The organism is Streptomyces sp. M41, assembly GCF_043673425.1.
GTDB lineage: Bacteria > Actinomycetota > Actinomycetes > Streptomycetales > Streptomycetaceae > Streptomyces.
The window spans coordinates 44,063-70,427 of record NZ_JBIMKE010000023.1 but is presented as its reverse complement, the minus strand read 5'-3'; the positions used below and the strand labels follow the sequence as shown (position 1 = coordinate 70,427).

General features: G+C 69.7%; 19 protein-coding genes. 7 read left to right on the top strand and 12 right to left on the bottom strand.

Annotated features, from left to right (window positions below):
• Window positions 1-52 precede the first annotated feature (52 nt).
• From tpiA to uvrC, 8 genes are all read right to left on the bottom strand, one after another.
• Window positions 53-829: a triose-phosphate isomerase gene (gene tpiA, locus ACHBTE_RS25460; protein ID WP_394726398.1), complete on the bottom strand. Its 777-nt coding sequence runs from the start codon at window positions 827-829 to the stop codon at window positions 53-55.
• 6 nt (window positions 830-835) lie between these two features.
• On the bottom strand, window positions 836-2,047 hold the full coding sequence (locus tag ACHBTE_RS25455; protein ID WP_394726397.1) for a phosphoglycerate kinase: 1,212 nt from the start codon (window positions 2,045-2,047) through the stop codon (window positions 836-838).
• A gap of 155 nt (window positions 2,048-2,202) precedes the next feature.
• On the bottom strand, window positions 2,203-3,210 hold the full coding sequence (gene gap, locus ACHBTE_RS25450; protein WP_394726396.1) for a type I glyceraldehyde-3-phosphate dehydrogenase: 1,008 nt from the start codon (window positions 3,208-3,210) through the stop codon (window positions 2,203-2,205).
• Window positions 3,211-3,438: 228 nt separating this feature from the next.
• Entirely contained in the window at window positions 3,439-6,393 is a 2,955-nt protein-coding gene (locus ACHBTE_RS25445; protein ID WP_394726395.1) for a M14 family zinc carboxypeptidase, read from the bottom strand.
• 151 nt (window positions 6,394-6,544) lie between these two features.
• On the bottom strand, window positions 6,545-7,534 hold the full coding sequence (gene whiA, locus ACHBTE_RS25440) for a DNA-binding protein WhiA (RefSeq protein ID WP_190070616.1): 990 nt from the start codon (window positions 7,532-7,534) through the stop codon (window positions 6,545-6,547).
• Window positions 7,525-8,592: a uridine diphosphate-N-acetylglucosamine-binding protein YvcK gene (yvcK, locus tag ACHBTE_RS25435; protein ID WP_394726394.1), complete on the bottom strand. Its 1,068-nt coding sequence runs from the start codon at window positions 8,590-8,592 to the stop codon at window positions 7,525-7,527. Before yvcK ends, whiA begins: the two co-directional genes overlap by 10 nt.
• A complete protein-coding gene (gene rapZ, locus ACHBTE_RS25430; protein WP_394726393.1) occupies window positions 8,589-9,614 on the bottom strand; it encodes an RNase adapter RapZ in 1,026 nt (341 codons plus the stop codon). The genes yvcK and rapZ overlap by 4 nt, the downstream gene beginning before the upstream one ends.
• Complete coding sequence (uvrC, locus tag ACHBTE_RS25425; RefSeq protein WP_394726392.1) at window positions 9,611-11,797, bottom strand: excinuclease ABC subunit UvrC; 2,187 nt, start codon at window positions 11,795-11,797, stop codon at window positions 9,611-9,613. The genes rapZ and uvrC overlap by 4 nt, the downstream gene beginning before the upstream one ends.
• An 808-nt stretch (window positions 11,798-12,605) precedes the next feature.
• Here uvrC and ACHBTE_RS25420 point away from each other — a divergent pair.
• The 3 genes from ACHBTE_RS25420 to ACHBTE_RS25410 all read left to right on the top strand — a co-directional run bounded on the left by ACHBTE_RS25420 (window position 12,606) and on the right by ACHBTE_RS25410 (window position 15,693).
• Window positions 12,606-13,562: a hypothetical protein gene (locus ACHBTE_RS25420; RefSeq protein ID WP_394726391.1), complete on the top strand. Its 957-nt coding sequence runs from the start codon at window positions 12,606-12,608 to the stop codon at window positions 13,560-13,562.
• Window positions 13,563-13,732: 170 nt separating this feature from the next.
• A complete protein-coding gene (locus ACHBTE_RS25415) occupies window positions 13,733-14,782 on the top strand; it encodes a LacI family DNA-binding transcriptional regulator (protein ID WP_394726390.1) in 1,050 nt (349 codons plus the stop codon).
• Window positions 14,779-15,693: a carbohydrate kinase gene (locus tag ACHBTE_RS25410; RefSeq protein WP_394726389.1), complete on the top strand. Its 915-nt coding sequence runs from the start codon at window positions 14,779-14,781 to the stop codon at window positions 15,691-15,693. Before ACHBTE_RS25415 ends, ACHBTE_RS25410 begins: the two co-directional genes overlap by 4 nt.
• Before the next feature lie 181 nt (window positions 15,694-15,874).
• Here ACHBTE_RS25410 and uvrA read toward each other — a convergent pair whose 3' ends face one another.
• A complete protein-coding gene (gene uvrA / locus ACHBTE_RS25405) occupies window positions 15,875-18,967 on the bottom strand; it encodes an excinuclease ABC subunit UvrA (protein ID WP_394726388.1) in 3,093 nt (1,030 codons plus the stop codon).
• A gap of 223 nt (window positions 18,968-19,190) precedes the next feature.
• Here uvrA and ACHBTE_RS25400 point away from each other — a divergent pair, with 223 nt between their 5' ends.
• Entirely contained in the window at window positions 19,191-19,877 is a 687-nt protein-coding gene (locus tag ACHBTE_RS25400; RefSeq protein WP_394726387.1) for a maleylpyruvate isomerase family mycothiol-dependent enzyme, read from the top strand.
• A gap of 72 nt (window positions 19,878-19,949) precedes the next feature.
• Window positions 19,950-20,606 (top strand): MBL fold metallo-hydrolase, encoded by a 657-nt coding sequence (locus tag ACHBTE_RS25395; protein WP_394726386.1) that lies wholly within the window; start codon window positions 19,950-19,952, stop codon window positions 20,604-20,606.
• Window positions 20,607-20,920: 314 nt separating this feature from the next.
• On the opposite strand, the gene aroQ is transcribed toward ACHBTE_RS25395, so the two are convergent.
• On the bottom strand, window positions 20,921-21,394 hold the full coding sequence (gene aroQ / locus ACHBTE_RS25390) for a type II 3-dehydroquinate dehydratase (RefSeq protein WP_394726385.1): 474 nt from the start codon (window positions 21,392-21,394) through the stop codon (window positions 20,921-20,923).
• Between the two features lie 104 nt (window positions 21,395-21,498).
• On the opposite strand from aroQ, the gene ACHBTE_RS25385 reads away from it, so the two are divergent.
• Window positions 21,499-22,545 (top strand): S66 peptidase family protein, encoded by a 1,047-nt coding sequence (locus ACHBTE_RS25385; protein ID WP_394726384.1) that lies wholly within the window; start codon window positions 21,499-21,501, stop codon window positions 22,543-22,545.
• 61 nt (window positions 22,546-22,606) lie between these two features.
• Window positions 22,607-23,911, top strand: coding sequence for an MFS transporter (locus tag ACHBTE_RS25380; protein ID WP_394726383.1), 1,305 nt, complete (start codon window positions 22,607-22,609; stop codon window positions 23,909-23,911).
• Between the two features lie 60 nt (window positions 23,912-23,971).
• Here the strand turns inward: ACHBTE_RS25380 and ACHBTE_RS25375 are convergent, their stop codons facing one another.
• The gene (locus ACHBTE_RS25375) at window positions 23,972-25,072 is read right to left on the bottom strand and encodes a calcium:proton antiporter (RefSeq protein WP_394726382.1); all 1,101 of its coding nucleotides are present in this window, start codon (window positions 25,070-25,072) and stop codon (window positions 23,972-23,974) included.
• 277 nt (window positions 25,073-25,349) lie between these two features.
• Window positions 25,350-26,351 carry a TerC/Alx family metal homeostasis membrane protein gene (locus ACHBTE_RS25370; RefSeq protein WP_394726381.1) on the bottom strand — a complete coding sequence of 334 codons (1,002 nt, stop codon included), beginning with the start codon at window positions 26,349-26,351 and terminating at the stop codon, window positions 25,350-25,352.
• Window positions 26,352-26,365 lie beyond the last annotated feature (14 nt).

The following is a 26,365-nucleotide window of genomic DNA, read 5'->3' as shown; positions in this document are numbered from 1 at the left end:
GCACCAGGGCTGCGCCCCCGCAAGGGTACGACGGATCGCCGCTACCGCATACTCACTGGTCGCGGAAGCGCACGATCTTGACGAACTCGTCCGCGTCCAGCGAGGCGCCGCCGACCAGAGCGCCGTCGATGTCGGCCTGCGCCATGATCTCGGCGACATTGCCCGACTTCACGGAGCCGCCGTACTGGATGCGGACCTTGTCGGCCAGCTCCTGCGAGTACAGCTCGGCGATCTTGCCGCGGATGGCGGCGCAGACCTCCTGGGCGTCCTCGGCGCCGCAGACCTTGCCGGTGCCGATGGCCCAGACGGGCTCGTAGGCGATCACGATGGTCTCGGCCTGCTCGGCCGGGAGGTCCTTGAGACCGCCCTCGACCTGGGCGAGCGTGTGCGGGACGGCGTTGCCGGCCTCGCGGACGTCCAGCTCCTCGCCGACGCACATGATCGGGGTGAGGCCGTGCTTGTAGGCGGCCTTGACCTTGGCGTTGACGATCTCGTCGGTCTCGGCGTGGTACTGGCGGCGCTCGGAGTGACCGATCGCCACGTACGTGCACTTCAGCTTGGCCAGCATCGGACCGGAGATCTCGCCGGTGTAGGCGCCGGAGTCCTGGGCCGAGATGTCCTGGGCGCCGTACTTGATCTTCAGCTTGTCGCCGTCGACCAGGGTCTGCACGGAGCGCAGGTCGGTGAAGGGCGGCAGGACGGCGACCTCGACGGCCTCGTAGTCCTTGTCCGCGAGGGCGAAGGCGAGCTTCTGGACGTGCGCGATGGCCTCGAGGTGGTTGAGGTTCATCTTCCAGTTGCCCGCCATCAGCGGCGTGCGCGTGCTCATAAAGAGTCAGTCCTCCAGTGCGGCGAGGCCGGGGAGCGTCTTGCCCTCGAGGTATTCGAGGGAGGCGCCGCCTCCGGTCGAGATGTGGCCGAATGCCGTCTCGTCGAAGCCCAGGGTGCGGACGGCCGCGGCGGAGTCGCCGCCGCCGACCACGGTGAAGCCCTTGGCTTCGACGAGGGCCTGGGCGACCGCCTTGGTGCCCTCGGCGTAGTCGGGGTGCTCGAAGACGCCCATGGGGCCGTTCCAGAAGACGGTGGCAGCGTCGGCGAGCTTCGAGGCGTACAGCTTGCGGGTTTCCGGACCGATGTCCAGACCCTCCTGGTCGGCGGGGATGGCGTCCGCGGCGACGGTCGTGGGGTTGGCCGGCGCCTTGGTCTTCAGGTCCGGGAACTCGGTGGCGACCAGGACGTCGACCGGCAGGACGATCTCGACGCCGTTCTTCTCGGCCCGCTCCAGGTACTCGGTGACGGTCGGGATCTGGTCCTCCTGGAGGAGGGAGATGCCGACCTCGTAACCCTTGGCCTTGAGGAAGGTGTAGGCCATGCCGCCGCCGATGAGGAGGCGGTCGGCCTTGCCGAGCAGCTGGTCGATGACGGCGAGCTTGTCGGAGACCTTGGCGCCGCCGAGCGCAACGACGTACGGACGCTTGAGGTCCTCGGTGAGCTTCCTGAGGACGGCGACCTCGGTGGCGATGAGGTGGCCGGCGTAGTGCGGAAGCTTGCCCGGAAGGTCGTACACCGAGGCGTGCTTACGGTGCACCGCGCCGAACCCGTCACCGACGTAGACGTCCGCGAGGGCCGCGAGCTGGTCGGCGAAGGCGCCGCGCTCGGCGTCGTCCTTGCTGGTCTCACCGGCGTTGAAGCGCAGGTTCTCGACGACCGCGACCTGGCCGTCGGCGAGGCCGGCGACCACGGACCGGGCGGACTCGCCGACCGTGTCCGTGGCGAACCGGACCTCGGCGCCGAGGAGCTCGCCGAGGCGCGCGGCGGCCGAGGCGAGGGAGAAGGCGGGGTCCGGGGCGCCCTTGGGGCGGCCCAGGTGCGAGGCGACGACCACGCGGGCCCCTGCGTCGGCCAGCGCCTTGACGGTCGGCAGGACCGCCCGGATGCGGCCGTCGTCGGTGATCGTGGTGCCGGCCAGCGGCACGTTCAGGTCGGCGCGGACGAAGACCCGCTTGCCTGCGACGCCTTCGGAGAGAAGTTCGTCGATCGTCTTCATGAAGGGGACTCCTGAGAAGGGCTCGTGATCTCTCGCGATCGCTCGGAAGCGCTCGTGATCCAACAGGGCTGATCTGCACGTGCGTCAGGGCTCGGGTGGCGCGTCCCTGCGCCACCCGAGCCCTGACTCACATCAATGCGCCTGCTCTGGATATATCAGAGCTGGTTGCCGACGAAGACCGTGAGGTCCACGAGGCGGTTGGAGTAGCCCCACTCGTTGTCGTACCAGCCGATGACCTTCACGTTCTTGCCCTCCTGGACCATGGTCAGGGAGGAGTCGAAGGTGCAGGACGCCGGGGCGTTGACGATGTCGGAGGAGACGATCGGGTCCTCGGTGTACTCGAGGATGCCCTTCAGCTCGCCCTCGGCGGCCTTCTGGAAGGCGGCGTTGATCTCTTCCTTGGTGACCTCGCGGCCGAGCTCCAGGACGAGGTCGGTGACCGAGCCGGTCGGGACCGGGACGCGCATCGCGATGCCGTCCAGCTTGCCCTTGAGCTGCGGGAGGACCAGCGCGGTGGCCTTGGCGGCACCCGTGGTGGTCGGGATGATGTTCTCGGCGGCGGCGCGGGCGCGGCGCAGGTCCTTGTGCGGGAAGTCCAGGATGCGCTGGTCGTTGGTGTACGCGTGCACCGTCGTCATCAGGCCCTTGACGATGCCGAAGTTCTCGTCCAGGACCTTGGCCATCGGCGCCACGCAGTTGGTGGTGCAGGAGGCGTTCGAGATGACGTGGTGGTTCGCCGGGTCGTACTTGTCGTTGTTGACGCCCATCACGATGGTGATGTCCTCACCGGAGGCCGGAGCCGAGATGAGGACCTTCTTGGCGCCGCCGGCGATGTGCTTCTCGGCGTCGGCCTTCTTCGTGAAGATGCCGGTCGACTCGATGACGATGTCGACGCCCAGCTCGCCCCACGGGATGTCGGCGGGGTTGCGCTCGGAAAGCACCTTGATGGTGTGGCCGTCGACGGTGATCGTGTCGGCGGTGTGGGTGACCTCCTGCTTGAGGCGACCCAGGATGGTGTCGTACTTCAGCAGGTGAGCGGTGGTCGCAGTGTCACCCAGGTCGTTGACAGCCACGATCTCGATGTCAGCACCCTGCTCCAGCAGCGCGCGGAAGTAATTGCGACCGATACGACCGAAGCCGTTGATGCCTACGCGGATCGTCACGAACCGATCTCCTCGTTGGTACGCCGGCCATGCGGTGCCGGCGAGCTCTGTTTGGGATGTCCCCGACCGCCTACGACCCTACCTCTCTGAAGCCGCCGTGGTGACATGCAGATGCCTCATACACGGCACGGCGGTCCGTACCCGCCAGTAGGGGTACGGACCGCCTCCCTCGGAAGGTGGGATCACTCGATTTGGTCACTGCGTGTGGTGCGCGGTTGACCCGACGTATCAGTCGTCAAGTGAGTCGAGGGCCTTTCTGATGAGCGCCTTGCGGTCGGCCGCCGAGGCGAGGTGCTCCAGACCGAAGCCCAGCAGCACGGTGTCCTTGGTGGTGACCGCTCCATAGGTCCGGAACAGCTCCCCGGTGCGTGCCCAGTCCTTGAGGACGGCCGGGCTGCCCGCGGGGGGTCCGGTCACGCTCCAGGCACCGAGCGACGTCTCGAAGCCCTCGGTACCGGTCGCCGTGCCGCCGACGACGAGCGAGGTCTCGTCGGCGAGGACGCCGTGACCGCCGAACGCCGGGTCGGTGACATAGCTGACCGAGATCTCGACCGACTTGCCGGCGTAGGCGCTCAGGTCGAACTCGACCTGCTTCCAGCCGCCGGAGGCGCCGGTCAGGGCGTGCCACGCGCCGCTGGTGCCGGACGCGGTGCAGCCGCCGGGCGACACGGTGAGGTAGTGCCGCAGCCAGGGGTGCTCACCCACATAGAACCCGGCCTCGCAGTCCGCGGGCACGGCGTCGCTGGTGGCGCCGCCGAGCTCGGGGAGCGTGGTCCAGTCGTCGGCCCCGGTGGTGTGGGCCTCGATCAGGACGTTGTCGTAGCCGGGCTCGACGTCCCACTGGAGCTGGGTGCGCAGCTTGGGCTGCTGCGCCGCGGTCACCCCGGTGAGGTCGACGGTGCGGGTGAGCCTCTTGTAGGCGTCGTCGGTGTGCACGGCCGCCGCCATGTACGAACCGGCGTACGGCCCGTACGGGTTGACGGTCCCGGCGAACTGACCCGCCCCGGCGCTCGCGAACTGCGGGAAGGTGTCGGCGGGCAGCTCGTCCGAGGTGACGCTGTAGGTCCCGGCCTTGTCGAGCGGGTTGCCGGTGGCGTCGCCGAGCGCCCCGGTGGTGCCGCCGAGCTCGCCGGATCCGGTGAAGCCGGTGGCGCCGGGGACCGACGTACGGGAGTAGGCGCCCAGGTAGTACTGGCTGAAGTCGTCCGACAGGTTGCCGCCGCCGAGGTCGACGGCGCCGCCTGCCTGCTCGCCCGCCTCGATCAGCCGTCCGCCCTCGTTGAGGTGGGCGCGCAGCTGGAGTTGGGTGGCGTTGCCGGGCACGTTCGCGCCCGTGTAGTGGAGGACGGTGTCGAAGTGGCCCAGGACGCCGAGCGCGTCGGGCGCGCCCTTCGCGGCGACGTCCCAGACGATCGCCCGGCGGCCGTTGGCCTTGAGCGCGTCGACGTAACTCTGCGCGTGCGGGGCGCCGGCGCCTTCCTCCGCGACCACGAGGACATCCGCGCGCGGCCGTTCGGCGACCGTGTAGGTGAAGTGCTCGCTGGAGACCTTCTTCCCGCTTCTGGTCTCGCCGGTGAACCACACCTCGACCTGGTCGCCCCGGTCCCCGTCGGCGACCTTGGCGCGGTACTCGTCGAAGTAGAGGTTGTCCTCACCGCCGTAGGTTTCGCCGCCCTTCCAGGGCCGCAGCCGCATGTCGTGCGTACGGCCGCCGTTGACGCGGTACTTGAGCTCCTTGTCGCGCAGGGACTTGCGGGCGACGACGGAGACCTCCTGGTCGGCGCCGCGGGAGTACGAGGTGGTGAACGGCGCCGGGGTGAAGTCGGCGGCCCGCACACCGATCGAGGAGGCGGGCCGGTCCGGGCGCTCGGCGCTCTCGGCGACGGAGAGCGCGAACGGCACGTTCTTGGCGAACTCCTGCTGGATCAGCTTCTCGTCGTCCGGGAAGTTGAACACCGACTGGCAGTCCCCGGCGTTCCACTGGTCGTTCGGGTCGATGTTCGACGCGGTCCGGCAGGTCGACATCTCGGGTGTGAACATCGCGATGCCGTTGACGTTCGAGGCGTGGCCGTCCGCCTCGCCGTTGGTCGTGTACAGCTCCGAGGAGACCTGCGGATGGTAGCCGGGGATCGCGGAGTTCTCCGGGGTGCCGGCGAGCGCTTCGTAGAGGACGTCGTCGGGGGTCTTGGTGGCCACCTGCCAGCCGACGCCGTAGAGCAGGAGTTCGGCGGCGGAGTGGTAGTTGATGCCGTAGGTGAAACCGATGCGCTTCTGGAACGCGTCCAGCGCCTTGGTCTCGGGCTCGGAGCCGGGGGACGTGCCGCGGTAGGTGTCGCTGGTGGGGCTGGGGGACGAACCCTCGTCGTCGTAACCCCACTTGTAGGAGAAGTTGCGGTTGAGGTCCACGCCGTCGCCGACGCCGATCGCGCCGTCGCCGTTGTTGTCCCGCAGGTTCTTTCGCCACAGACGGTTGGCGGGGTCCTTGAAGGTGTGGTCGTAGCCGTCGGGGTTGGCCGAGAGGACGAACCACAGCTCGGTCGAGTCGACGATCTTCTTGACCCGCTTGTCCGTCTTGTAGTTGTCCAGGTAGTGGTGCATCAGGCGCCGGGTCATCTCCGGCGTGATCCACTCGCGCGCGTGCTGGTTGGACATGTAGAGGACGGAGGGCTTGGAGCCGTCCTTCGTCCTCTTGGCGTTCTTGGAGAGCTTGAGCGCCAGGATGTCCTGGCCGCCCACGGTCCTGCCGATGGAGACGACCTTGGTGAGGCCGGGGTTCTCCTGCCCGGTCCGGACGATCTCCTCCTTGAGCCCCCCACTGCCGCTGTACGGGCGGTACACGCCCTCGGCGGCCTTCTCCGTACGGGCCTCGGCCCGGGCGGAGAGGGTGTGCTCGGTAAGCTTGACGCCCTGTTTCCCGAGCTTCGCGGCCTGGTCGTCGGTGAGGTAGACCTCGACGGTGGCCTTGCCCTTCTCGGGCGCCCGCTCACTGAGTTCGTGGCCGTCCTGGCCGGCCGCCAGCAGCAGGGGTACCTGCTTCTTGGTGACTTCGGCGCGGAAGACCTTCACTTCACTCGGGTCGGTTTCTGGTGAACTTCCCGGTTGTGCCTGGGCTATGGGTGCGATACTCGCTCCACCTATCAGGAGCGCACCGGCAGCGAGGATCGATCTCGCTCTGGGTCTCATGAACCCCCCTAGCAGTGATTCGCCACAGCGGCGAATGACTGACAGGCTCATGCCACATCGGGGCACGCGTCAAGAGTCGCGCAGAAGCGACAAATACCGGTGCCGATGCCCCAAGCGGACATCGGCACCGGTCTGCTGACGAATCCTCACCTCATCCCGCGAGGTTGTCCGCCAGCTCCTCGCTGAGATTGGCCTCCGTGCCCGGGATGCCGAGGTCCTGGGCCCGCTTGTCGGCCATGGCGAGCAGCCGGCGGATACGGCCGGCCACCGCGTCCTTGGTCAGCGGCGGGTCGGCGAGCGCGCCCAGCTCCTCCAGGGACGCCTGCTTGTGCTCCATGCGCAGACGGCCGGCGGCGGCGAGGTGCTCGGGTACCTCCTCGCCGAGGATCTCCAGGGCCCGCTGGACACGGGCGCCGGCGGCGACGGCCGCGCGGGCGGAGCGGCGCAGGTTGGCGTCGTCGAAGTTGGCGAGGCGGTTCGCCGTGGCCCGCACCTCGCGGCGCATCCGGCGCTCCTCCCAGGCCAGCACGGACTCGTGCGCGCCGAGGCGGGTCAGGAGGGCACCGATGGCGTCGCCGTCACGGACGACCACGCGGTCCACGCCGCGCACCTCGCGGGCCTTGGCGGCGATGGACAGCCGACGGGCGGCGCCGACCAGGGCGAGCGCGGCCTCGGGGCCCGGGCAGGTCACCTCCAGGGAGGAGGAGCGGCCGGGCTCGGTGAGCGAGCCGTGCGCGAGGAAGGCGCCCCGCCAGGCGGCCTCGGCGTCGCAGGTGGCCCCGGAGACCACCTGCGGGGGCAGGCCGCGGATCGGGCGGCCGCGCCCGTCGACCAGGCCGGTCTGGCGGGCCAGCTGGTCCCCGCCCGCCACCACACGCACGACATAGCGCGATCCGCGGCGCAGACCACCGGGCGCCATGACGATCAGTTCGGAGCTGTGGCCGAAGATCTCCAGAATGTCCCGCTTGAGCCGGCGTGCCGCCATCGCGGTGTCCAGCTCCGCCTCGATCACGATCCGACCGCTCACCAGGTGGAGGCCGCCGGCGAACCGCAGAATGGCGGAGACCTCCGCCTTTCTGCAGCAGGTCCGGGTGACGGGAAGCCGGGAGATCTCATCCTTCACCGCTGCCGTCATCGCCATGGGCCGATCCTTCCATGCATCCGAAAAATACGGTCGTACGCGGCGGCGAGCAGCTCCGGGTCGTGCCGGGGCGTCCCGTCCGTCCGGGCCACCGGGGCCAGCTCGACCGCGGCACCGAGCCGCTTGGCGGCCTCGGTGAGCACATCCCGGTCCGGCACGGCGGCCTCGTCGGCCAGCACCACGTCCAGGGCGAGTTTAGGGGCGTGTCGTCCCAAAACCTCCAAATGACGCTGCGGGGAGAAGCCTTCGGTTTCTCCCGGCTGCGGGGCGAGGTTCAGCGAGAGTACTCGGCGCGCCTTCGTCTCGGTGAGGGCGTCCAGGAGCTCCGGGACGAGCAGATGCGGGATGACCGAGGAGAACCACGACCCCGGTCCCAGCACCACCCAGTCCGCGTCCCGGACGGCGGCGACGGCCTCCGGCACGGCGGGCGGATCGACCGGTACGACGTGCACCGACTGCACCTCACCCGGGGTGAGGGCGACGGTGGCCTGGCCACGCACGATGTCGACGTCCTCGGGCCGGTCCGGGTCGTGGCCCTTGACCAGGGCCTGGAGCTCCAGCGGCACCGCCGACATGGGCAGCACGCGCCCGTGCGCGCCGAGGAGCTTGCCGACCAGGTCGAGGGCCTGGACATGGTCGCCGAGCTGCTCCCACAGGGCGACGATGAGCAGGTTGCCGACGGCGTGGTCGTGCAAGTCGCCCTTGGAGTGGAAGCGGTGCTGGATGACCCTGGACCAGGTCTGGCCCCAGTCGTCGTCCCCGCACAGCGCGGCCAGCGCCTTGCGCAGGTCGCCGGGCGGCAGCACACCCAGCTCGTCGCGCAGGCGCCCGCTGGAGCCGCCGTCGTCGGCCACGGTGACGACGGCGGTGAGGTCGCCGGTGATCCGGCGCAACGCGGCGAGCGAGGCGGAAAGGCCCATCCCGCCGCCCAGGGCGACGACCTTGGGTTGAGTGCCCCGGCGCCGCGGTCTGCCGCCACGGGTCTCGACGGGTCGGCCTGCGCGTGACTCCGGCATCGCGCGGCGCAGCCTGCTCAGCCGCGGAGTACGTCCCGTCATTCGCGTCCCATGTCCCGGTGCACGACCACCGTCTCCACGCCCTGGGAGGCAAGGCGCGCCGCGAGCTTCTCCGATGTGGCGACCGAGCGGTGCTTGCCGCCGGTGCAGCCGACCGCGATCGTCACGTACCGCTTGCCCTCGCGGCGGTATCCGGCCGCGATCAGCTGGAGCAGTTCGGAGTAGCGGTCGATGAACTCCTTCGCGCCGGGCTGGTTGAAGACGTACGCCGACACCTCCTCGTTGAGGCCGGTGAAGGGGCGCAGCTCCGGAACCCAGTGCGGGTTGGGCAGGAAGCGCATGTCCACGACCAGGTCCGCGTCGACCGGGAGGCCGTACTTGAACCCGAAGGACATGACCGTGGCCCTCAGCTCCGGCTCCTCCTCGCCGGCGAACTGGGCGTCCATCTTGGCCCGCAGCTCGTGCACGTTCAGGCTGGAGGTGTCGATCACCAGGTCGGCGTCGCCGCGCAGCTCGCGCAGCAGCTGACGCTCGGCGGCGATGCCGTCGACGATGCGGCCGTCGCCCTGGAGCGGGTGCGGACGGCGCACCGACTCGAAGCGACGCACCAGGGCGTCGTCGGAGGACTCCAGGAAGACGATCCGGCGCGTCACGCCCCTGGTGTCGAGGTCGGAGAGGGAGTCGCGGAGGTTGTCGAAGAAGCGTCGGCCGCGGACGTCGACGACCACGGCGATCCGCGCCACGTTGCCCTGGGAGCGGGCGCCCAGCTCCACCATGGTGGGGATCAGCGCGGGCGGGAGGTTGTCGACGACGAACCAGCCGAGGTCCTCCAGACACTTGGCCGCCGTCGAGCGCCCCGCCCCCGACATGCCCGAGATGATCACCAGCTCGGGGATGGCCGCCTCGGGGACCCCGGCTTGATCGTTGGCCGTACTCACCTGTGCTCCGTTGTCCTGGCGTGCGTCCTGCCGGGTGAGATCCTCGCCGGCCCCCTTGGTCTCCTTGTGGGATTCCTGGGCGCCGCGATCTCGCTCGGCCGTGGGTCGTGTGTCGTGCTCGCTCATCTCTCCTGCCCCCGTCGTTCGTCCAGGGCGCCCGCGGACACGGGCTCCCCCGAGATCTCCGCCGTCGTATCGGAGTCCTCGTCCTCCATGATCTCTCCAGTCGCCGTGTTGACGGCGGGCGCGGCCGGGGCCGCCCGGGCGAAGGCCGCGGCAATGGTCTCGGCCGTCTTGCGGCCTATGCCCGGAACCTCACAGATCTCCTCGATTGTCGCGGATCGCAGCTTCTTCACCGAACCGAAGTGCTTGATCAACGCCTGTTTGCGGGTCTCACCGAGACCCGGGACATCGTCCAGCGGACTCGACCGGAAACGCTTGGCCCGCTTGGTGCGCTGGTAGGTGATCGCGAAGCGGTGCGCCTCATCACGGACGCGCTGCAGCAGATAGAGGCCCTCGCTGGTACGGGGCAGCACGACCGGGTCGTCCTCACCGGGCAGCCAGACCTCCTCCAGGCGCTTGGCGAGGCCGCAGACGGCGATGTCGTCGATCCCGAGCTCGTCCAGTGCCCGCTGGGCAGCGGCGACCTGCGGCTGCCCCCCGTCGACGACGACGAGCTGCGGCGGGTAGGCGAAACGCCTGGGCCGGCCTTCGTCGTCCTTGAGGCTGTCCGCCAGAGGGGCGGAGGTGGTGTCGGTGAGGGGGTCGGACGGGGTGGTGGAGGAACCGGCGGGGGCGGGGGCCGAGGTGGCATCGGTGGGGGCGCCGGACGGGGCATCGGTGTCGGTGACGGCACCGGACGCGGAGTAGGTGACGGGGTTCTCGCCGTCGGTCCACTCGCCGGTCCGCTCCTTCTCGGCGAGGTAGCGCTTGAAGCGGCGGGTGATCACCTCGTGCATGGAGCGGACGTCGTCCTGGCCCTCGAAGCCCTTGATCTGGAAGCGGCGGTACTCGCTCTTGCGCTGCAGCCCGTCCTCGAAGACGACCATGGACGCCACCACGTCGTCGCCCTGGAGGTGCGAGATGTCGTAGCACTCGATCCTGAGCGGGGCGCTGTCCAGGTCGAGGGCGTCGGCGATCTCCTCCAGGGCACGCGAGCGCGTGGTCAGGTCCGAGGCGCGCTTGGTCTTGTGCAGGACGAGTGCCTGCTGCGCGTTGCGCTCGACGGTCTCCATGAGGGCGCGCTTGTCGCCGCGCTGCGGGATGCGCAGCGAGACGTTGGCGCCGCGGCGGCCCGAGAGCCATTCCTGCACGGGCTCCAGCGGGTCGGGCAGCGCCGGGACGAGGACCTCCTTGGGCACGGCGTCACCGGTCTCCTCGCCGTACAGCTGCTGGAGGGCGTGCTCGACGAGGGCGCCGGTGGTGATCTCCTCGACCTTGTCCGTGACCCAGCCGCGCTGACCGCGCACCCGGCCGCCCCGGACGTGGAAGATCTGCACGGCCGCCTCGAGCTCGTCCTCCGCGACCGCGATCAGATCGGCGTCGGTCGCGTCGGCGAGCACGACCGCGTTCTTCTCCATGGCCTTCTTCAGCGCCTCGATGTCGTCGCGCAGACGGGCCGCCCGCTCGTACTCCATCTCCTCGGCCGCCTCCATCATCTGCGTCTCCAGGCGGCGCAGATAGGTGCCCGTACGGCCGGTCATGAAGTCGCAGAACTCATCGGCCAGTTCACGGTGCTCCTCGGCGGAGACACGGTCCACGCAGGGGGCGGAGCACTTGCCGATGTAGCCGAGCAGGCAGGGGCGGCCGGTGCGGCGGGCGTTCTTGAAGACGCCCGCCGAGCAGGTACGCACGGGAAAGACGCGCAGCAGGAGGTCGACGGTGTCGCGGATCGCCCACGCGTGTGCGTACGGACCGAAGTACCTGACGCCCTTCTTCTTGTGACCGCGCATCACCTGCACCCGAGGGAACTCCTCGTTCATCGTCACCGCGAGATACGGGTAGCTCTTGTCGTCGCGGTACTTGACGTTGAACCGGGGGTCGTACTCCTTGATCCAGGAGTACTCCAGCTGGAGCGCCTCGACCTCCGTGGACACCACCGTCCACTCCACGGACGCGGCCGTGGTGACCATCGAGCGGGTGCGGGGGTGGAGGCCCGACAGGTCCTGGAAGTAGTTGGCCAGGCGCTGGCGCAGGCTCTTCGCCTTCCCGACGTAGATCACCCGGCGGTGCTCGTCACGGAACCTGTACACCCCGGGAGAGTCGGGGATCTGTCCCGGCTTGGGGCGGTAGCTGGAGGGGTCGGCCATGTCTCACACCCTACTGGCGAGGGCTGACACTCCGACGAGCCTGTGGACAACCGACGCAGGGGGCGCCGCGGCGGGGCGAGCGGGGGGCGGAGCCAGGGCAGGGGGCGGGTGGGAGTGGCGGGGGCCGGGGGCAGGTGGAGGGCGGCGGCTTCGGAGCGGGACTCCGCTGGGGGTCGGCACGGAGTCTGTGGGCCGGCGGGGAGGGGGCAGCGGGAAACGGGCTGCGGACAGCGGGCGCAGGGGCTGTGAGGAAGGTCCGGGGTCGGGGGCGGAAGGTCCGGGGTCCGGGGGCGGAAGGGGCGGGTGGGTCCACTGGTGGAGCGGGCCGTCGGCGGAGCCGGCTCCGGGAACAGGGCTCCCAGGATGCCGCGACGGCGTGTGTCGGCCCAGGAGCCGGTGGTGCGGGCACGAGTGTGAGCGGACTGACACCGCGGGCTGACACCGGGCTGACCCCCATACCGCCGGGCACCTCCCTGCCACGCCACCTCGCCGCCGCACGCGCTGTCGCACGGGTCACATCAGGGCGTAGGTGCCGCATCGCTCTCGGCGACCCCGCACCCCCAACCCCACCGCAGGTAAGGGGACTTGAGGCAGCTCTGCGCACCACGGCATCAGGACTCGGCCAGACCTGCCCCCTTTGGGCATCAGGTGTTGTCGGGACTTGGTCAACACGCTTCAATGCGGGGGAACTCGGGGCCTTGAACGACGGCATACGGATGTGAAGACGCTGCCACGCCGACGGGGTGGCCCCGAGCAGTCACGCGAACGGTCCGACCAGCCGTTGTGAACACCAGAGAAAGGCCCCTGCATGCCGCACGCCACTCAGCACGCGGACATCCCTGCCCTCGCCACCGTGGAACTGAACACGGCCCTGCGAGGCGGCCCCTTCCACGTCGCTCTGCGCGCCGCGATAGCCGCCCGGGGACTGCCGCTGCAGCGCGTGCAGCACCATCTGTCCCGTCGCGGAGTGAAGGTCGGCGTCACCAGTCTGAGCTACTGGCAGCAGGGCGCCCGCAGGCCACAGCGGCCCGAGTCGCTCCGTGCGGTACGGGCGCTGGAGGAGATACTCCAGCTGCCGGAGGAGTCCCTGATCCGGCTGCTCGCGGAGGCCGACGACCACTCCACCCTCCAACGACCGGCCGCCCGCTCCTACCGCTCCCTGGTGGAGGCCTCGAGCGTCCTGGATCAGCTGCTCGCCGATCTGGGCTGCCCGCTGGACGGCGGCGTGCATACCCTCGCCCACCACGAACGGGTTCGGATCGGTGCCCTCCGCGAGCTGGCCGAACGCGAGTCCCACCACATCGTGCGGGCTCACAATGACGGCGTCGACCGCTTCGTGGCCGTCCACCACGGCGACCCCGGCTGCCTGCCGGAACGGATGAGGGTGCACGCCCTGGAGAACTGCCGGACCGGACGTGTCCGTTGGCACCAGGAGACCGGGGTCCTCGTCGCCGAGCTGCTCTTCGGCACGCGGCTTCGGGCCGGCGACACCTACCTCTTCCGCTATGGCGTCGAGGACGGCACAGCCGGCGCTTCCCGCGAGTACGCCCGCGGCTTCTCACTCGCGGGCGGCCAGTACGCCCTTCAGGTCCGCTTCGCCGAGAGTGCCCTGCCGGTCCGCTGCCACCGCTTCTCCCAGCACTCCGCGGCGGCGCCCCGCAGTGGCCGCCAAGGGCTGACCCTCAGCGGGCCGCACCACTCCGTACACGTGGTCGAGCCACGGGTGCGCACCGGCATCGTGGGCATCGGGTGGGACTGGGAGTGAGCAGGCGACTCTGACGTCTCTCTTGTCCCTACGCGCTCCTCTCCTCAAAGGACGTAAACGCTTACGCAAACGTTTACGTCTGCCCTCTGGATGAGATACCTTCCCGGCCAGAAGAGCCACTGCGGCCCGAGGCGGGCGCGGTGCAGGTTGTGGGAAAGGAGAGGGTGACGATGGCAACCATGGCCGACGTCGCACGCAGCGCCGGCGTCTCCGTGGCGACCGTCTCGCATGTGCTGAACGGCACCCGGCCCGTGCTCCCCCGCACCCGCCAGACGGTGCTGGACGCCATGGAGGAACTCGGCTACACACCCAACACCCTGGCCCGTTCCCTGGTGACATCTCGTACGCGGTCCATCGGGCTGGCGGTGTCGGCGATCAGCAATCCGTACTTCACGGAAATTCTCCAGGGCGTCGAGGCCGCTGCCCTGGAGCACGGCTACAGCCTGCTGATCGCCGACCCGCACGACGATCCGAAGCATGAGCGCAAGGTCGTCCAGCTTCTCCACGAACGCCGGGTCGACGGCATGATCGTCGCCCCCTCCGCCGACCCGCGCGAGCTGATCGCCTACCTCGGCCGTCACATGGTGCCGACTGTCCTCCTCGACCGCGTGGTCGACATCCCGGCCGACGGCGCGACGCCGTTCGACCAGGTCTGCGCCGACAGCGCCGAACCAATGGCCCAGCTGGTCACCCATCTCGCCGGCCTGGGCCACCGTCGGATCGCCCTGGTCGCGGGCCTACCCGGGCTCAGCACCACCAGCGAGCGCCTCTCGGGATACCGGGAAGGACTCACAACGGCAGGGCTCGCCTACGACGAGAACCTCGTCGTGCACGGCGACTCCGCTTCCGCCGGTGCCGAAGAAGCCGCCGGTACCCTGCTGTCGCGCGCCACGCCGCCCACCGCGCTCGTCACCGCCAACAACGCGATGACCATCGGCGCACTCCGTGCCCTGCGCGACCGGGGCCTGTCCGTGCCGGAGGACATCGCGCTGTGCTGCTTCGACGACTTCGCCTGGGCCGATCTGTTCTCGCCCCGGCTCACCGCGATCGCCCAGCCCAGCAGGGACATCGGCCGCCAGGCGGTGCGCGTGCTGCTGGACCGTCTCGACTCACCGGACGGGCCCACCCGGACCGTGCGTCTGCCGTGCACGTTCGTTCATCGCACCTCCTGCGGCTGCCTCGAACAGCCCCTGACGTCCCCGAAAGGAACTGTCTCGTGATCGTCGTCGCCGGTGAGGCCCTGATCGACCTGGTACCGCAGGGCACGGGTGCCCTCGCGGGCCTGAAGCCGGCGCTCGGCGGCGGCCCCTACAACACGGCCGTGGCCCTCGGCCGTCTGGGCTCCCCCACCGCCTTCTGTTCCCGCACCTCCACGGACGCCTTCGGTACGGCTCTGCTGGACGGGCTGAGGGAGGCCGGAGTGGATGTGTCCTGGGTGCAGCGGGGCATGGAGCCGACCACCCTCGCGGTCGCCACCATCGATGCCGGCGGCTCGGCCGCCTACTCCTTCTACGTCGAGGGCACCGCCGACCGGCTCTTCACGGCACCTCCGGAGCTGCCCGCGGGGACGCGCGCGGTGTCGTTCGGTACCTGCTCGCTCGTCCTGGAACCGGGGGCCAGTGCCTACGAGGAGCTGATGCGGAGCGCGGCGGCTCAGGGGACGTTCACCGCGCTCGATCCGAACATCCGGGCCGGGCTGATAGCGGACCCGGATGGTTACCGGGCGCGGTTCAAGAGCTGGCTGCCGTCGGTGTCGCTGCTCAAGCTCTCCGAGGAGGATGCGGCCTGGCTGGGCGGGACCCCGCGCGACTGGCTGGCCGCGGGACCTGCAGCCGTAGTGATCACTCACGGGGGTGACGGGTTGACCGCTTTCACCCGGGATGGAGCGGCGCACTCCGTGCCGGGTGAGCAGGTCGACGTCGTGGACACGATCGGTGCGGGCGACACCGTGAACGCGGCCCTGCTGCACGGGCTTGCAGCCCAGGATGCCCTGTCCGCCGAAGCGCTCGTGGGACTCGGCGCCGACGGCTGGACACGGCTGCTGCGATTCGCGGCGCGGGCTGCCGCGATCACCTGCTCCCGGGCGGGAGCCGAGCCGCCGTACGCCTTTGAACTGGGGGACGTCCAGTAGGCGTTCGGCTCTCCATTTCCGCGGTCGAGACTTCGCTGCCGAGGCTTCGCTGTTGAGGAGTCAAGGTGCGGCGTAGCCGCGAGGATCAGGCGGCTGATGGGAGAACGTGCGGCGCCCCGCGGGGAGTTCCCGCGGGGCGCCGCACTTTTTCGGAATTGCTCGGGCTCAATACCCCTCAGGCTCAGGCCTTGCGGGACCGCGTCGTCTTCTTCGCGGTTGCCGCCTTCTGGGCCGTCGCCGCCTTCTTCGCCGTCGCCGCATTCTTGGCGGCTGCCGTCTTCTTCGCGGCGCCGGTCGCCTTGTCCGTCGCCTTGTTGTTGGCCGTCCTGGTGGTTCTGGCCGTCGCGGTCTTCCGCGCCGTCGCCCCTGCCGCGACCGTCTTCTTGGCCGCCGCCTTGCGCGGGGCCTTCACCGAGGTCGCGTCACTGATGCGGTCGGCGCCGAGGATCTCGCGCAGGAACTTGCCGGTGTGGCTGGTCGGGACCGCGGCCACCTCCTCGGGCGTGCCCTCGGCGATGACGAGGCCACCGCCGGCGCCGCCCTCAGGGCCCATGTCGACGACCCAGTCGGCGGTCTTGATCACATCGAGGTTGTGCTCGATGACGATGACCGTGTTGCCCTTGTCGACCAGGCCGGAGAGGACCTTCAGTAGCTTGCTGATGTCCTCGAAGTGCAGACCGGTGGTCGGCTCGTCCAGGACGTAGACCGTGCGGCCGGTGGAGCGCTTCTGGAGCTCGCTGGCGAGCTTCACACGCTGGGCCTCACCGCCGGACAGGGTGGTCGCGGACTGGCCGAGGCGGACGTAGCCGAGACCGACGTCCTTCAGCGTGTTGAGGTGCCGGGCAATGGCGGGGACGGCCTCGAAGAACGAGGTCGCCTCCTCGATCGGCATGTTGAGGACCTCGGCGATCGACTTGCCCTTGTAGTGGACCTCCAGGGTCTCCCGGTTGTACCGCGCGCCGTGGCAGACCTCGCAAGGGACGTACACGTCCGGGAGGAAGTTCATCTCGATCTTGATCGTGCCGTCGCCGGCGCAGTTCTCGCAACGGCCGCCCTTGACGTTGAAGGAGAAGCGGCCGGGCATGTAGCCGCGGACCTTCGCCTCGGTGGTCTCGGCGAACAGCTTGCGGATGTGGTCGAAGACGCCGGTGTAGGTCGCCGGGTTCGAGCGCGGCGTGCGACCGATGGGCGACTGGTCGACGTGCACGACCTTGTCGACGAGGTCGTCGCCGTCCACGCGCGTGTGCCGCCCGGGGACGTTGCGGGCGCCGTTCAGCTCGCGGGCCAGATGCGTGTACAGGATGTCGTTGACCAGCGTCGACTTGCCGGAGCCGGAGACGCCGGTGACCGCGGTGAACACGCCCAGCGGGAACGAGGCGTCGATGTCCTGGAGGTTGTTCTCCCGGGCTCCGTGCACGGTGAGCTGCCGGGTCGGGTCGTGCGGGCGGCGGATGTCCGGCAGCGGGATGGCCTTCTTGCCGGACAGGTACTGGCCGGTCTGCGACTCGGCGTTGGCCAGCAGTTCCTTCAAGGAGCCGCTGTGCACAACCTTGCCGCCGTGCTCGCCGGCGCCGGGGCCGATGTCGACGATCCAGTCGGCGGTCTTGATGGTGTCCTCGTCGTGCTCGACCACGATGAGCGTGTTGCCCATGTCGCGCAGCCGGACCAGGGTCTCGATCAGCCGGTGGTTGTCCCGCTGGTGCAGACCGATGGACGGCTCGTCGAGGACGTACAGGACTCCGACGAGGCCGGAGCCGATCTGAGTGGCCAGGCGGATGCGCTGGGCCTCCCCGCCGGAGAGGGTGCCGGCCGCGCGGTTGAGTGAGAGATAGTCGAGACCGACGTCGACCAGGAACCGCAGCCGCTCGTTGACCTCCTTCAGCACCCGCTCGGCGATCTTCTTGTCGCGGGCGTTGAGCTTCAGCTCGCGCAGGAAGTCCGCGCAGTCGCTGATGGACATCGCGGAGACCTCGGCGATCGACTTCTCCATGATCGTGACCGCGAGGACGATCGGCTTCAGACGCGTGCCCTCACAGGTGGGGCAGGGCACCTCGCGCATATAGCCCTCGAAGCGCTCGCGGCTGGCGTCGCTCTCGGCTTCGCTGTGCCGGCGCTTGACGAAGGGGACGGCGCCTTCGAAGGGCGTCGTGTACACGCGCTCGCGGCCGTACCGGTTGCGGTAGCGGACCTCGATCTGTGTCTTGTGGCCGTTGAGAAGCGCCTTCTTGGCACGCTGTGGCAGGCCCGCGAAGGGGATGTCCGTGCGGAATCCCAGCGCGTCCGCGAGGGCGCCGATCAGGCGGCCGAAGTAGTCCTTGGTGTGCCCGTGCGACCAGGGGTGGATGGCGCCCTCGTCGAGGGACTTGTCCTCGTCCGGGACGATCAGCTCGGGGTCGACCTCCATGCGCGTACCGATGCCGGTGCACTCGGGGCAGGCGCCGAAGGGCGAGTTGAAGGAGAAGGAGCGGGGCTCGAGCTCCTCGAAGGAGAGGTCGTCGTACGCGCAGTACAGGTGCTCGGAGTACATGCGCTCGCGCTCGGGGTCGTCCTCGGGGAGGTCGACGAAGTCGAGCACGACCATGCCGCCGGACAGGCCGAGGGCGGTCTCCACCGAGTCGGTGAGGCGACGCTTGGCGGAGTCCTTCACCGTGAGGCGGTCGACGACCACCTCGATGGTGTGCTTCTCCTGCTTCTTCAGCGTGGGCGGGCTGGACAGCTGGATCGTCTCGCCGTCCACACGCGCGCGGGAGTAGCCCTTGGTCTGGAGATCGGCGAAGAGGTCGACGAACTCGCCCTTGCGCTCGCGCACCAGCGGCGACAGCACCTGGAAGCGGCTGCCCTCCGGCAGCTCCAGGACCTTGTCGACGATGGCCTGCGGCGACTGGCGCGAGATCGGCCGGCCGCACTCGGGGCAGTGGGGCTTGCCGATGCGGGCGAAGAGCAGACGCAGGTAGTCGTAGACCTCGGTGATGGTGCCGACCGTCGAGCGGGGGTTGCGCGAGGTCGACTTCTGGTCGATGGAGACGGCCGGGGACAGACCCTCGATGAAGTCGACGTCCGGCTTGTCCATCTGGCCGAGGAACTGCCGGGCGTAGGACGACAGCGACTCCACGTAGCGCCGCTGGCCCTCGGCGAAGATCGTGTCGAAGGCCAGCGAGGACTTGCCCGACCCCGACAGGCCCGTGAAGACGATGAGCGAGTCGCGCGGCAGGTCGAGCGAGACATTCTTGAGGTTGTGCTCGCGCGCGCCACGGACGATGAGACGGTCGGCCACGCCGGTCCGCACCTTTCTTGAGAGAAGTGACAGGGGCGAGGCCCCCGTCCTTCTCAGACTAGGGGGAGCCACTGACAACGCCGGTCGGATTCCCGAATGGGACAACAATCCCGGACCATCCAGCATGCCCGACGCCACGACCGAGCCTATAGCACGCGCATTCGATTTACGGCACTCGTTCACCACCTTCACCCAAAGGTGTGGCGGGGCTAATGTCAGCACCATGATTGATCACGCTCGTGACCTGGTGTCTGTACATGAAGCGACCGAAAGGCTGCTCACCGCAGCGGCCAAGCTGGACAACGCGTCGGTGACCGAGCCGTCACGGCTCCCCGGCTGGAGCCGCGGCCACGTCCTCGCGCACCTCGCCCGCAATGCGGACGCCCTCGTGAACGTTCTCGAGGGACGCCCCATGTACGTCTCGGCCACCGCCCGCGACGCCGACATCGAGCGGGACTCCCCGCGCCCCCTGGACGTCCAGCTCGCCGACGTGCGCGAGAGCGCCGGCCGCTTCCAGGAGATGGGCGCCGTGCCCGCGGACTGGTCGCGCACGGTCGAGCTGCGCAACGGCGTCACCGACGCGGCGGCCCGGGTGCCCTTCCGGCGGTGGGTCGAGGTGGAGCTGCATCACGTGGATCTCGGTATCGGCTACGAGCTGGAGGATCTGCCGGCGGAATTCGTGGAGCGGGAGATCGACTTCCTCGCGGAGCGATTCACCGGACACCCCGACGTACCGCCGACCCGGCTGACGGACGGCACGCGCGCGTGGAGCACGGGACGCGAGGCGGACTCCTCCGAGATCACCGTCCGGGGTGCCGCACCCGATCTGCTCGGCTGGCTCGCCGGGCGCCGTGACGGGTCCGGCCTGAGCGCGGAGGGCGGCCCGCTGCCGTCGCTCCCGCCCCTGTAGGGCCGGCAGCCCAGGCACAAGGGCCCGCGCCTGGACGGTCCGTGGACCGCCCGGCCGCTATAGGCTGCCGACATGACCTACAGCGGACAGGTGACGGTCGGCGGCCCCGCCGACGTGCATGAGCTCAAGGACCTGATGATCACCAAGATCGCGGTCGGCCCGATGGACAACAACGCCTATCTGCTGCGCTGCCGGGCCACGGACGAGCAACTGCTGATCGACGCCGCCAACGACGCGGACGTACTGGTGGGCATGATCGGTGACGACGGCATCGCGTCCGTCGTCACCACCCACCAGCACGGGGACCACTGGCAGGCGCTCGCCGCGGTCGTCGAAGCCACCGGCGCGCGCACCTACGCCGGCCGGGACGACGCCGACGGCATCCCGGTGCCGACCGACGTCCTGGTCGACGACGGCGACGTCATCCGGGTGGGGCATGTGGAGCTCACCGCGCGCCACCTGGTCGGGCACACGCCGGGCTCGATCGCGCTGGTCTACGACGACCCCCACGGGCACCCGCATGTGTTCACCGGGGACTGCCTGTTCCCGGGCGGCGTCGGCAACACCCGTAAGGATCCGGAGGCTTTCGCCAGCCTGATCCATGACGTCGAGACGAAGATCTTCGATGTGCTGCCGGACGAGACCTGGGTCTACCCGGGGCACGGCAACGACACCACGCTGGGCGCCGAGCGCCCGCACCTGCCGGAGTGGCGCGAGCGGGGCTGGTGACGTCACCACGGCCGGGCGCGAAGCCGGCACCGCCGGGCGCGAAGTAGGCGAGCGCCCGGCACGCGTCGTGCCCGCGCGCCGTACACACCCCGTGTGAACCGTTCACACACGCCGGTGCCATACGCGCGCTCCCGGCGGGCGTCATTGCGCAGTCAACTGGACTCAGCCCCGCGCAGGATGACGGCTCCTGAGCGGTACGGGCCGCCGGTCCCTCAATCCCCGCCCTCGACCGGCGGCCCCGGCGGCTGTCCGGAACCGAACCCAGAACCCGTACCCGTACCAGCCGGTGGCCCTCGCACAGGTGCCGCCCGGCGTCACGTGTCCGCGCGCCCCGCCCCCACCAGCGCCGCGACCCGCTCCACCCCGAACACATAGCCCTGCACACCGCACCCCGCGATCACACCGTCGGCACGCAGCGAGACGTATGAGTGGTGCCGGAAGGACTCCCGCTTGTGAATGTTGGAGATGTGGACCTCCAACACAGGAAGACCGTCACAGGTGTTGAGCGCATCCAGGATCGCCACCGAGGTGTGCGAGTAGGCACCGGGGTTGATCACGATCCCGCGGTGGCTCAGCCGAGCCTCGTGGATCCAGTCCACCAGCTCGCCCTCGTGGTTGGACTGCCGAAAGTCGATCGTGCCGCCGTGCACGGCCGCCGCCTCGGCGCACAGGGCCTCGACGTCGGCCAGGGTCTCGGAGCCGTAGATCTCCGGCTGGCGCTGCCCGAGCAGGTTCAGGTTGGGGCCGTTGAGGATCATGATCGGGGCGTTGGCCAGGGTGCGGGGCACGGTTCCTCCGGTCCGTTCGGGTTCGCGCGGTCCATGGCGGACCGCCGCTCGGACCCCGGTTTATCACGGTGCGGGGGTCGCACCCCGAGCCATAGCCTCCGGGCATGACCATGATCTCGTACCCTCCGAAGCCCTCCCCCGGCGACCGCGTCGCCGTCATCTCGCCCGGCGCGGGCCTGCCCGGGCTCTTCCCCCGCCCCTACGAACTGGGCCTGGAGCGGCTGCGCAAGGAGTACGGGCTGGAACCGGTCGAGTATCCGTCGACCCGCAAGATGGGCTCGACACCGCAGGAGCGGGCCGACGACATCCACGCCGCGTTCGCCGACCCGTCCGTCAAGGCCGTCATCGCGTCGATCGGCGGCGACGACCAGATCACCGTGCTGCCGCTGCTGGACCGGGAGTTGATCCGGGCGAATCCGAAGCCGTTCTTCGGCATGAGCGACAACACGAATCTGCTGGTGTTCCTGCGGAACGCGGGGATCGTCGGCTACCACGGCGCGACGGTGATGTGCGAGCTGGGCCGTCCCGGCGCCATGAACCCGCAGACGGCCGAGTCGCTGCGAGCCGCCCTGTTCACCTCGGGCGAGTACGAGCTGAAGCCTGCCGAGCGCTGGAACGACATCAGCAGCGACTGGGCCGACCCGGCGACCTTCGACGCCGAGCCGGAGATGCGACCCGCCGACGGCTGGACCTGGGTCAATGCCGACCGGGTGGTGGAAGGCCGCACCTGGGGCGGTTGCCTGGAGATCGTCGGCTGGCTGCTGATGGCCGACCGCGAGATCTCGCACGACCTCTCGGACTACGACGGCGAAGTGCTGCTCCTGGAGACGTCGGAGGAGATGCCGAGCGCCGACGAGGTCTTCTGGACCCTGCGCAACATGGGCGAGCGCGGGCTGCTCCAGCGCTTCTCGGCGCTGCTGATGGGGCGGGCGAGGACATGGTCCTTCGCACACCCCAACGGCCCTCAGGAGGCCGCTCGTTACGCCGCCGAGCAGCGCGAAGCCGTCCTTCGCGCCATGCGGACGTACGCCCCCGACACCACGATCGTCTTCGACGTCGACCTCGGCCACACCGACCCGCAACTCGTGATCCCTTACGGCGGAGTCGTCCGCGTCGACGGCCTGGCCCGGCGCATCACCGTCACCTACTGACGAGGCCGACCGCTCCCACGCGCCCCCGTAACCCGCGATCACGGTGGGTAGTTGACGCGGCATGCACGACGTACGCACCGTAAGGGCGCCCTCCATGCTGCGGCTCGCCACTGCTTCGCTCGCCGGGACGGCCATCGAGTTCTACGACTTCTTCGTCTACGGCACCGCGGCGGCGCTGGTCCTGGGGCCGCTGTTCTTCCCGACGTTCTCGCCGGGGGCGGGAACCCTGGCCGCCTTCGCCACGTTCGGCGTGGGATTCGTGGCCCGGCCGCTGGGGTCGGTGCTGTTCGGCCACATCGGGGACCGACGCGGGCGCCGGCCCGTCCTCGTCGCCTCACTGCTGCTGACCGGCGCCTCCACGGTCGCGGTCGGCTGCGTACCGACGTACGACACGATCGGTGTCGCCGCTCCCCTGCTGCTGCTCGCGCTGCGGTTTCTGCAAGGACTCGGTCTCGGCGGGGAGTGGGGCGGCGCGGTCCTGCTGACCGTGGAGCACGCGCCCGCCGGCCGGCGCGGTCTGTGGTCGAGCTTCCCCCAGGTCGGGCCGGCGCTCGGATTCCTCCTCGCCAACGGTGTGGTGCTGGGGTTGTCGGCGACGCTGTCGGAGGCGCAGTTCGCCGCGTGGGGCTGGCGGGTGCCGTTCTGGGCGGCGGGGGTCCTGGCCCTGGTCGGGCTGTGGCTGCGGTCGTCGCTCGCCGAGAGCCCCCGGTTCCTCGAACTCGACGACCACGCGCGCGTGCCGCTCGTCGAGGTCGTGCGCGACCACTGGCGGCTCCTGCTGCTGACAGCCGGCGCCCTGTCGATCGGATACGCGATCTTCTACGCCGTGACGACCTGGTCCCTCGCCTACGGCACGGAACGGCTCGGGGTGAGCCGTGACGTCATGCTGACCTGCATCATGGCCGCGGTGGTGGTGAAAGGCGCGCTCACGCCGCTGGCGGCGCTTCTCGGTGACCGGTACGGGCGCCGCCCGCTGGCACTGATCGGCTGCGCCGCATCCGCCCTGTGGATGTTCCCGATGGTCGCGCTGCTCGCCACGGGCGCGCCGCTGCCGATGTTCGTGGGCTTCCTCGGGGCCATGCTCGCGTTCATCACCATGTTCGCCGTGATCGCCGCGTATCTGCCGGAGCTGTACGAACCCCGCGTGCGCTGTACGGGCGCCGCGGTGGGTTACAACCTCGGCGGCGTCCTCGGGGGCGCGCTCACCCCGATCGCGGCGACGGCGCTCGCGGAACAGGGCGGTCGGGTGCCGTGGGGAGTGGGGGCGTATCTGACGGGCATCGCGCTGCTCAGCCTGGGTTGCTTCGCGCTTCTGCCCGAAACCCGTCCGGTGCCCGTCGCGGCGGCGGAGCCCGCCACGGGCTGACGGGCTCGGGGCGGCTCGGGGTTGGGCGGCTCGGGGTTGGGCGGCTCGGGATTGTGGCGGCTACGGATTGATCGCCAGCTCCAGATACGCCGCGAACAGCACCAGGTGCACGCCCCCTTGCAGCGGTGTCGCCCGCCCCGGCACCACCGTCAGCGAGCTCACGACCACCGTCAGGGCGAGCAGCACCATGTGTGTGGGGCCGAGTCCGAGGACCAGGGGGCCGGAGAGCCAGACGGAGGCGAGGGCGACGGCCGGAATGGTCAGGCCGATGCTGGCCATCGCCGAGCCGAGCGCGAGGTTCAGGCTGGTCTGCACACGGTCCCGGCGGGCGGAGCGCAGCGCGGCGATGGTCTCGGGCAGCAGCACGAGCATCGCGATGACCACGCCGACGACGGCATGCGGCAGATCGGCGGCCACCACTGCGGACTCGATGGTGGGCGACACCCCCTTGGCGAGCCCCACGACACCGATCAGTGCCAGACCCAGCAGCCCGAGGCTGACCAGCGCGGCGCGGGCGGAGGGCGCGTCGGCGTGGTCGTCCACGGTGATCACATCGCCCTGCCGGGTGATGGGGAGGAAGTAGTCACGGTGGCGCACGGTCTGGGTCGTCACGAACAGCCCGTACAAGATCAGTGAGGAGAGCGCGGCGAACGTCAGCTGCACCGTGGAGAACTCCGGCCCGGGCTTGCTCGTGGTGAACGTCGGCAGTACCAGGCTGAGGGTGGCCAGGGTGGCGACGGTCGCGAGCGCGGCGCCGGTGCCCTCAGGGTTGAAGACCGCCGTCCGGTGCCGGAGCGAGGCGACCAGCAGGCACAGGCCGACGATGCCGTTGCAGGTGATCATCACGGCGGCGAAGACCGTGTCCCGGGCGAGAGTGGAGCTCTTGTCTCCGCCGTCCGCCATCAGGGTCACGATCAGGGCGACCTCGATGATCGTCACGGCGACGGCGAGGACGAGGGAGCCGAAGGGTTCGCCGACCCGGTGGGCGACCACTTCGGCGTGATGCACGGCGGACAGGACGGCCCCCGCGAGGACCAGTGTCACCAGGGCGACCATCGCACCGGGCAGGTCCCGTCCCCAGGTGAACACCAGCAGGACGACCGCGAGCACCGGCACGACGAACGTCCACTGGGTCGTGAGCGGCCTGAGCCGAGCGATCATGGAGCGATCGTCGCAGAGGGCCTCTGGGTTCGCATTCCGGTCCGTGCGCTGGTCGGACGGCTCCGCGCCCTCGGGATGCGGGGCCTTCGTGTGGGGTGTGCCGCTACGCGAAATCGGTCTTCTCCTATACGTCGCAGTCCGTGAAGGACGGCGGCCCGGTGCCGTCCCCTTGGCGATTTCTCGCAGGCCGCCCGGCATCCGAAGAAGCACCGGGAGAGGTGCTCGGCGATTCGCCGGGCACCTCTCCCGGTGTTGGTTCTTCTTACGTTCGACGTGGTCAGACGTCGATGCTGTCCTTCGGAGCCTCTTGGTCGCCGGCGTGCGCCGCCTCGGCCGCCGCCTGCTTCTTCGAAGCCCTCAGGCTGGTGATCGTGGTGACGACCAAAACCGAGCAGATCACGCCGAGCGAGACCGGAATGCTGATCTCGGGGACGTGGACGCCGGACTCGTGCAGCGCGTGCAGCACCAGCTTGACGCCGATGAAGCCCAGGATGATCGACAGGCCGTAGCTGAGGTGGACCAGCTTCTTCAGCAGACCGCCGATGAGGAAGTACAGCTGCCGCAGACCCATCAGCGCGAAGGCGTTGGCCGTGAACACGATGTACGGGTCCTGTGTCAGGCCGAAGATCGCGGGGATGGAGTCGAGGGCGAACAGCACGTCGGTGGTGCCGATCGCCAGCATCACGACCAGCATCGGGGTCATGACCCGCTTGCCGTTCTCCTGGATCCACAGCTTGGTGCCGTGGTAGCGGTCGGCGACGCCGAACTTGCGCTCGGCGGCCTTGAGCAGCTTGTTCTCCTCGTACTCCTCGTCGTCCTCGTCGGCCCGGGCCTCCTGGATGAGCTTCCAGGCGGTCCAGATCAGGAAGGCGCCGAAGAGGTAGAACACCCACGCGAAGCTGGCGAGGATCGCGGCACCCGCCGCGATGAAGATGGCTCGCAGCACCAGGGCTATGAGGACACCGACGAGCAGCACCCGCTGCTGGTACTGGGACGGCACGGCGAACTTCGCCATGATCAGGACGAAGACGAAGAGGTTGTCGACGCTCAGTGACTTCTCGGTGATGAAGCCCGCGAAGAACTCGCCGGCGGGCTGTCCGCCCCCGAAGACCAGCAGGCCCAGCCCGAAGAGGGCGGCCAGGGCGATCCAGACGATCGTCCAGATACCGGCTTCCTTGATCGACACGTCATGCGGCTTGCGGCCGATGAAGAAGTCGACCGCGATCAGGGCGGCAAGGCCCACGATGGTCAGGACCCATAGGGTCGTGGAAACTTCCACTGCGCCTCCGGCAG

Coding starts and splice junctions, on each gene's coding strand:
- tpiA (WP_394726398.1), bottom strand. CDS start 829: ATGAGCACGCGCACGCCGCTGATGGCGGGCAACTGGAAGATGAACCTC.
- ACHBTE_RS25455 (WP_394726397.1), bottom strand. CDS start 2,047: ATGAAGACGATCGACGAACTTCTCTCCGAAGGCGTCGCAGGCAAGCGG.
- ACHBTE_RS25445 (WP_394726395.1), bottom strand. CDS start 6,393: ATGAGACCCAGAGCGAGATCGATCCTCGCTGCCGGTGCGCTCCTGATA.
- whiA (WP_190070616.1), bottom strand. CDS start 7,534: ATGGCGATGACGGCAGCGGTGAAGGATGAGATCTCCCGGCTTCCCGTC.
- yvcK (WP_394726394.1), bottom strand. CDS start 8,592: ATGACGGGACGTACTCCGCGGCTGAGCAGGCTGCGCCGCGCGATGCCG.
- rapZ (WP_394726393.1), bottom strand. CDS start 9,614: ATGAGCGAGCACGACACACGACCCACGGCCGAGCGAGATCGCGGCGCC.
- uvrC (WP_394726392.1), bottom strand. CDS start 11,797: ATGGCCGACCCCTCCAGCTACCGCCCCAAGCCGGGACAGATCCCCGAC.
- ACHBTE_RS25420 (WP_394726391.1), top strand. CDS start 12,606: ATGCCGCACGCCACTCAGCACGCGGACATCCCTGCCCTCGCCACCGTG.
- ACHBTE_RS25415 (WP_394726390.1), top strand. CDS start 13,733: ATGGCAACCATGGCCGACGTCGCACGCAGCGCCGGCGTCTCCGTGGCG.
- ACHBTE_RS25400 (WP_394726387.1), top strand. CDS start 19,191: ATGATTGATCACGCTCGTGACCTGGTGTCTGTACATGAAGCGACCGAA.
- ACHBTE_RS25395 (WP_394726386.1), top strand. CDS start 19,950: ATGACCTACAGCGGACAGGTGACGGTCGGCGGCCCCGCCGACGTGCAT.
- ACHBTE_RS25385 (WP_394726384.1), top strand. CDS start 21,499: ATGACCATGATCTCGTACCCTCCGAAGCCCTCCCCCGGCGACCGCGTC.
- ACHBTE_RS25380 (WP_394726383.1), top strand. CDS start 22,607: ATGCACGACGTACGCACCGTAAGGGCGCCCTCCATGCTGCGGCTCGCC.
- ACHBTE_RS25375 (WP_394726382.1), bottom strand. CDS start 25,072: ATGATCGCTCGGCTCAGGCCGCTCACGACCCAGTGGACGTTCGTCGTG.